This is a genomic window from Cyanobacteriota bacterium (assembly GCA_025054735.1).
Classification (GTDB): Bacteria; Cyanobacteriota; Cyanobacteriia; order SKYG9; family SKYG9; genus SKYG9.
On the sequence record JANWZG010000210.1, the window covers coordinates 1 to 6,644 of the forward strand.

Annotated in this window: 4 protein-coding genes; all 4 read left to right on the forward strand. The window is 50.3% G+C overall.

The features are described from left to right. Positions 1-184 precede the first annotated feature (184 nt). The gene (locus NZ772_11155; GenBank protein ID MCS6814105.1) at positions 185-3,469 is read left to right on the forward strand and encodes a phycobilisome rod-core linker polypeptide; all 3,285 of its coding nucleotides are present in this window, start codon (positions 185-187) and stop codon (positions 3,467-3,469) included. 356 nt (positions 3,470-3,825) lie between these two features. After that, a complete protein-coding gene (locus NZ772_11160) occupies positions 3,826-4,665 on the forward strand; it encodes a DNA adenine methylase (GenBank protein MCS6814106.1) in 840 nt (279 codons plus the stop codon). A 182-nt stretch (positions 4,666-4,847) separates the two neighbouring features. After that, on the forward strand, positions 4,848-6,116 hold the full coding sequence (locus tag NZ772_11165; protein ID MCS6814107.1) for a tetratricopeptide repeat protein: 1,269 nt from the start codon (positions 4,848-4,850) through the stop codon (positions 6,114-6,116). An 8-nt stretch (positions 6,117-6,124) separates the two neighbouring features. Then, the coding region (locus tag NZ772_11170) for an ADP-ribosylglycohydrolase family protein (GenBank protein ID MCS6814108.1) at positions 6,125-6,644 on the forward strand (520 nt) is incomplete at its 3' end.

Consider the following 6,644-nt stretch of genomic DNA (forward strand, 5'->3'; position numbering starts at 1 on the left):
CTATGACTTGCATACGACATTTCTCAGTTTCCTTGACACAATTTGTAACAAAGACGCTGTGAAAACCCAAAACGTTTTAATCTTAGTACTGGACTAGGTACCTCCGGCCAACGCACCGTGTTTGGGGTAGTCGTCCTTAACTTAAAGTCAGTTTAATCAGAAAGTAGGGAGCTTTTGAAATCCAATGAGTGTTAAAGCAAGCGGTGGAAGCTCGGTTGCGCGCCCGCAACTATATCAGACGGTGCCCGTCTCAACGATTTCTCAGGCAGAACAACAAGATCGGTTCCTGGGCAAAGCCGAGTTAAGTGAACTGTCCAGCTATTTTGACTCTGGCTTGAAGCGGCTAGAGATTGCCGAAATTTTGACCAGAAACGCTGATATTATCGTTTCCCGTGCTGCTAACCGAATTTTTGTTGGTGGCTCCCCCATGGCTTACTTAGAAAAGCCTCGCGAACCGGAACCTGTGGCTGTCGGTGTTGGTGCCATGGGAACTGCGGAAGGCATGAAGTTGGGCACTATTACCTATGTAGAAGGTGGCAGTGGTGTGCTAGAGGGCCTACGTGCTGTATTCACTGCCAGTTCAGGGCCGATTCCTCCTGGTTTTCGCCCGATTAATGTGGCTCGCTATGGCCCTGGCAACATGCAAAAGTCTCTACGAGATTTGAGCTGGTTCTTGCGCTATGTAACCTATGCGATCGTAGCAGGTGACCCCAACATTATTGCCGTTAATACCCGTGGTCTGCGAGAAATCATTGAAAACGCCTGCTCGACAGATGCCACGATCGTTGCCCTGCAAGAGATGCGGTCAGCCGCGATCGGCTACGTCAAGCGAGATGAAGAAGCTACGGAATTAGTCACTCAATACTTTGATGTGTTGCTGACCGAATTTCGTGCCCCCACTCCCAGCAACAAGCTCCGCCAACGTCCCTCCACTGACCTTCAGGGTCTGCAATTACCGCAGATTTACTATAATGCTGCCGAGCGTCGTCCCAAGTTTGTGATGAAGCCTGGCCTGTCTGCTTCTGAGAAGAATGAAGTGGTAAAGGCAGCCTATCGGCAAGTCTTTGAGCGAGATATCACCCGCGCCTACTCCTTGGGCATCTCTGATCTAGAGTCCAAAGTCAAGAACAATGAGATCTCTATGAAGGAGTTCATTCGGCGCTTGGCGAAGTCGCCCCTATACCGCAAAAACTTCTATGAGCCATACATTAACAGTCGCGCTCTAGAACTGGCATTTCGTCATATTTTGGGTCGTGGCCCTAGCTCACGGGAAGAGGTGCAGCGTTACTTTGCGATCGTCTCTAGCGGTGGCCTCCCTGCCCTCGTGGATGCTCTAGTAGACTCTCAAGAATATGCCGACTACTTTGGTGAGGAAACGGTACCCTACCTGCGCGGCCTGGGACAAGAGGCTCAGGAATGTCGCAACTGGGGGCCGCAGCAAGATCTGTTTAACTACAGCGCTCCCTTCCGCAAGATTCCTCAATTCATTACTACCTTCGCTGCCTACGACCAACCCTTACCCGACCAGCACCCCTACGGCTCTGGTAATGACCCCCTAGAGATCCAGTTCGGAGCCATCTTCCCCAAAGAAACCCGCAACCCCAGTTCTAGCCCTGCTCCCTTTGGCAAGGATACTCGCCGGATTCTGATTAATCGTGGCCCTGGTATCTATAACCAGGTGAGCAACCCTGCGGCTCGTGGTGCTTCTCCGGGCACTCTCGGCCCCAAGGTCTTTAAGTTTGACCAAACTCCAAGCTTCACTGGGCTGTCGGGTGGTGGCCGCTTCTTTAAGCCTCAAAAATCCAAGGGAATTAGCACCAAGTTCTCTGAAAGCTCTTCCCAAGCAATTATTCGGGCTTGTTATCTTCAGGTATTTGGCCGTGATGTCTATGAAGGTCAGCGGCTCAAGGTAGCTGAGATCAAACTAGAGAATGGTGAAATCACCGTGCGGGAGTTTGTTCGGCAATTGGCGAAATCTGATACCTTCCGCAAGCTCTACTGGAGTTCACTGTATGTGACAAAAGCCATAGAGTACATCCATCGTCGGTTGCTAGGTCGTCCTACCTACGGTCGCCAAGAAATCAATGCCTATTTCGATATTTGTGCCAAGAAAGGTTTCTATGCTCTGGTCGATGCCATTATTGACAGCGAAGAGTACATTGCAACCTTTAATGAAGACACTGTGCCCTATGAGCGCTACATTACACCCGCTGGCTTGGCTATGCGCAATATCCGTGTAGGCAGCATTGCGGAAACTGGCATGTTTAAGCCTATGCGCGAAGAGGTACCCCGCTTTGTGGAATTGGGTCAGGTTACTGACATGCGCACTGAACCAGATGTGCAGTTCCGGATTAACCAGGGCGTGTCTAAGAAGCGGGAGCAAACCAAGATCTTCAAGCTGACTCAACTGGTTGACAAGGCAAATCTGAAGGTGGTCATTGGTGCCGCCTATCGGCAGATATTTGAGCGTGATATTGCTCCCTACGTCACCACGGGCGATGAATTCACAGAGCTAGAGAGCAAGCTTGGAAACGGTGAAATCAGCGTGAAAGAGTTTGTGCAAGCCTTGGGCACTTCTAAGCTCTATGTCAAGGAGTTCTATGCACCCTATCCCAACACTAAGGTGATTGAGTTGGGCACTAAGCACTTCTTGGGACGGGCACCGCTGGATCAGGCAGAAATTCGTAAGTACAACCAAATCTTGGCTTCTCAGGGTTTGAGGGGCTTTGTCAGCGCGATGGTTAACTCTATGGAGTATAGCCAAGCCTTTGGTGAGGATACTGTGCCTTACAATCGCTTCTTAACGTTGCCAGCCGCTAACTATCCCAATACCCAAACGTTGTATAACACTCTGACGAAGCAGAATAAGACACTGGTAGTGCCAAGCTTTGAGCCAACGCCACCGAAGGATATGATGCGGACTCCGTTGCTGGAGCAGGCTATGGCTGGGGCGAGCGCTGATAAGTCGTTGGTGGTGGAAGCAGGGCGATCGTTTGGTTCTGTGGGTAGTGCAGTTGATGCGGAACTAGGGTTAGCCCGGAGGCCTGCCCGTGTGTTTCGGCTACATCCGTACATGACATCAACGGAGGTAGATAGTGTCTTGGATGCTATCTACAGTCAAGTGATGGATGTGCCGGGTGGATTAGTACCTGCTGAGTTGCGTTGTCCAGACCTGGATGACCGATTCCGCAAGGGTGGTATGTCTGTGCGAGAGTTTGTACAAGCCTTGGCTTGCTCTGAGGTGTATTGCCAACGGTTCTACAACCCATACCCTGCTACGAAGGTAGTTGAGTTGCTCTGCCGACATCTGCTGGGACGCGCTCCAGCTAGCCAGGATGAGATCAATCAGTACAATGGGCTGTTGGTGAGTGCTGGCCTCCGATCGGTAGTGGAAGCCATGGTTAATAGTGTTGAGTATTCTCGATACTTTGGTGACGACGTTGTGCCCTACAAGCGCACTTCAACTTGAAGAGTAACCTACTGAGACTACCGTATTACTGACATAACCGAAATGACCTCACCTTTGACTACAGAGGTGAGGTTTTTTTTCCATAGACTTGCTGGCTACTGGTAATGCCATGGAAATTGCGTGGATGCAAAAAATTTGTATTGTAATCGAACGCTAGATACAGTGGTATTCCATTAGTATTTGCGTGAATAACCGCTACTGATCTTGTGGGAATGATTGGGTCGATCGCTGTCCTGGTAGGGATCCTATGAATTTCTGCCAGCTAGTTAGTGTATGCTGAAAAAACGAGACTAATAGGTTTGATCTCCTCTGATCAGAGCTGCTCGTAACTGCCCTTACCTCAAGGCTGCGCCCCTATGACGATCGCTACGATCGCGCCTGCATCATCTGGAGTTGTTCCTCGGCCATTCTTAAAATGGGCAGGAGGAAAGGGAAAGTTAATTGAGCAATATTCTCCCTATTTTCCAAAGCGGTACCGCACCTATTACGAACCATTTTTAGGGGGGGGTGCTATCTTTTTTCATCTTCGTCCTAGCCGTGCTGTATTGATGGATATTAACCCAGAATTGGTTAATGTCTATTGCTGTATTCGAGACTCTGTGGAGGCTGTCATTGCTCTGTTGCAACGTCATCAGCAGCGCCATAACCGAGACTATTACTATCACCTACGATCAACGCAGTTGGATGATCCGATCGAGCGGGCTGCTCGTCTGATTTATTTGAATAAAACTTGCTTTAATGGCCTGTACCGAGAAAACTCTAAAGGGGAATTTAATGTCCCCATGGGGAGTTATAAAAATCCAGCCATTTGTTGCCCGGAGTTGCTGCGTGCCGCCTCTAAGGCACTGAAAACAACTGAAATTTATAAGCAGCCCTTTGAAGCGATCTTGGAATTTGCTAAATCTGCTGATGACTTTGTGTATTTTGACCCGCCTTATCACCCCATTAGTGCCACTAGCAACTTTACGGGCTATAACCGCTATGCCTTCAGTGCCGAAGATCAACAGCGATTGCGGGATACCGTCGTGCTCTTAGCTCAGCGTAATGTGCAAGTATTAGTTTCTAACTCTGATTGCGCCTTTATTCGTGACCTGTACCGAGGGTTCACCATTTACACGATGTCTGCTAGTCGAGCTATCAATTCCAAGGGCGATCGTCGAGGCAAGATTAACGAACTGCTGATCACAGTCCCCTAGGTTTTTGTGTGTCCAGAATCTTGACTATCTCTCTACCATTGCAAGCCTAGAAACTATGACTATGGCTAGCTGAGGGTTGTTATCAGCGCGAGCTTGAAGGTTTCCAGGAACTACCCTTGCCATACTGAGTGTCAATCCTGATAAAATGGCTCAACATTGTTAAGACTGTGTAGGTGTTAGGCATGGTAAACCGACAAGCTTCCCCGAGCAGACTGGAACTCTGGCGCTGGCTGAATGACTGTAGGGTTACTCAGGGCGCGATCGCCTGGCTGTCGGTAATAGGGCTGGTCATGGCACCGCTGTCGTCAGTTCAGGCTAGTTTTGCCATGCCCTTAGCTCAGACTACTCTGCTAGAGCGAGACTGGAGCCAATACCTTGCGCAAATAACACCTCCTGATGCCCCGACGACTCCTCCTGATGCCCCGGTGACTCCTCCTGAAGTCTCAGTTCAGCGCAATTCTGAGTTAGAAAATTTGCTGAAGCAGGGACGAGAGCTGGTGAATCGCCGGGACTATCCGGGGGCGATCGCTCTTTACAAACAAGCGGCTGAGTTAGACGGTCGCAATGCTCGTATTTTTGCGGGTATTGGCTATTTGGAAGCCATGCAGGGCAATTACAGTGCTGCGATCGAGGCCTATCAACAGGCAATCGCGTTGGATGGCAACAATCTAGACTTTCAGATGGCGTTGGCCTTCAGCTACGTGAATGCAGGCAACCCAGATCAAGCCGTAGCTGTTTACAATCGCATTTTGCAGCGTCGTCCTAACCATGTGGATGCTCTACTAGGGTTAGGGGCAGTACTCACGCGCCAAGAGAGGTATCCAGAGGCGATTGCAACCTATCGTCGGCTGTTGGCAATGAATAAGCGTGACGCACGGGGGTTTGAGGCGATCGGTACGATTCTCATTCGTCAAGGCAAGACTGGTGAAGCCGTTCGGGTGTTACGCGAATCTGTGCGATTAAATCCCCGCAGTGGCACTGCCCAACTTAACTTAGGAATTGCGTTGTTGATGCAGGGCAACAGTCGTGAAGGGCTACGGGCGATCGAGCAAGCCACGAAACTAGGCGCACGCGACGCTGAGCTGCAGTTACAGATTGCCAAGGTGTTACGCACTCAGAATAGACTACCTGAAGCCTTAGCCTCCTATCAGCAGGCCGCTGCCCTTCAGCCTACGTTGGTTGAAGCTCATATTGGCATTGCTGAGTTACGCATGGCCCAACAGGAATTTGCCCAAGCAACGATCGCCTACCGACGGGTGATTCAGCTATTGCCAGAGAGTGCTGCTGCTCATTACAACCTTGGTCTAGCCCTTGCCCAGCAGAGACGTACTTCTGAGGCAATCGAAGCCGCTGAGGCAGCGTTGCGGCTGTATCGCCAACAGGGTGACAACGCGGGAGAAAAGAAAACTGAAGAGTTGTTGACTATTCTGCGATCGCCGTCTGCTCTCTAGGGAGGCCTATGGATTTACAGAGCCGTTTCCGGGGCTGCTTGTTGGGACTAGCTGTTGGAGATGCCGTGGGGACAACTGTTGAGTTTCAGACACGTGGTTCCTTTCAACCCCTAACCGATATGGTCGGGGGTGGGCCTTTTAAGCTTCAACCTGGACAATGGACTGATGACACCTCCATGGCGCTGTGTTTAGCCACCAGTTTGTTAGAGCAAGGTGAGTTTGATGCGGCTGACCAGATGAACCGCTATTTAGACTGGTATGAGCATGGCTATTTCAGTAGTACTGGGCAATGTTTTGACATCGGCAACACGGTTCGCCAGGCGCTGCTGCAATACAAATCATCTGGAAACCCCTTCAGTGGGTCAACTCACCCCTACTCAGCAGGTAATGGTTGCATTATGCGCTTAGCACCAATTCCCATGCGTTATTTTCCTAATCGCTATCAGGCTATCCATTTTGCAGGTGAAAGTTCTCGCACCACTCACGGAGCCGCTGAGTGCATTGATGCCTGTCGATTATTGGCTGACA

Excerpts from the sequence above, each read along its gene's own strand:
- NZ772_11155 (MCS6814105.1), top strand. The coding sequence starts at position 185 with ATGAGTGTTAAAGCAAGCGGTGGAAGCTCGGTTGCGCGCCCGCAACTA.
- NZ772_11165 (MCS6814107.1), top strand. The coding sequence starts at position 4,848 with ATGGTAAACCGACAAGCTTCCCCGAGCAGACTGGAACTCTGGCGCTGG.
- NZ772_11160 (MCS6814106.1), top strand. The coding sequence starts at position 3,826 with ATGACGATCGCTACGATCGCGCCTGCATCATCTGGAGTTGTTCCTCGG.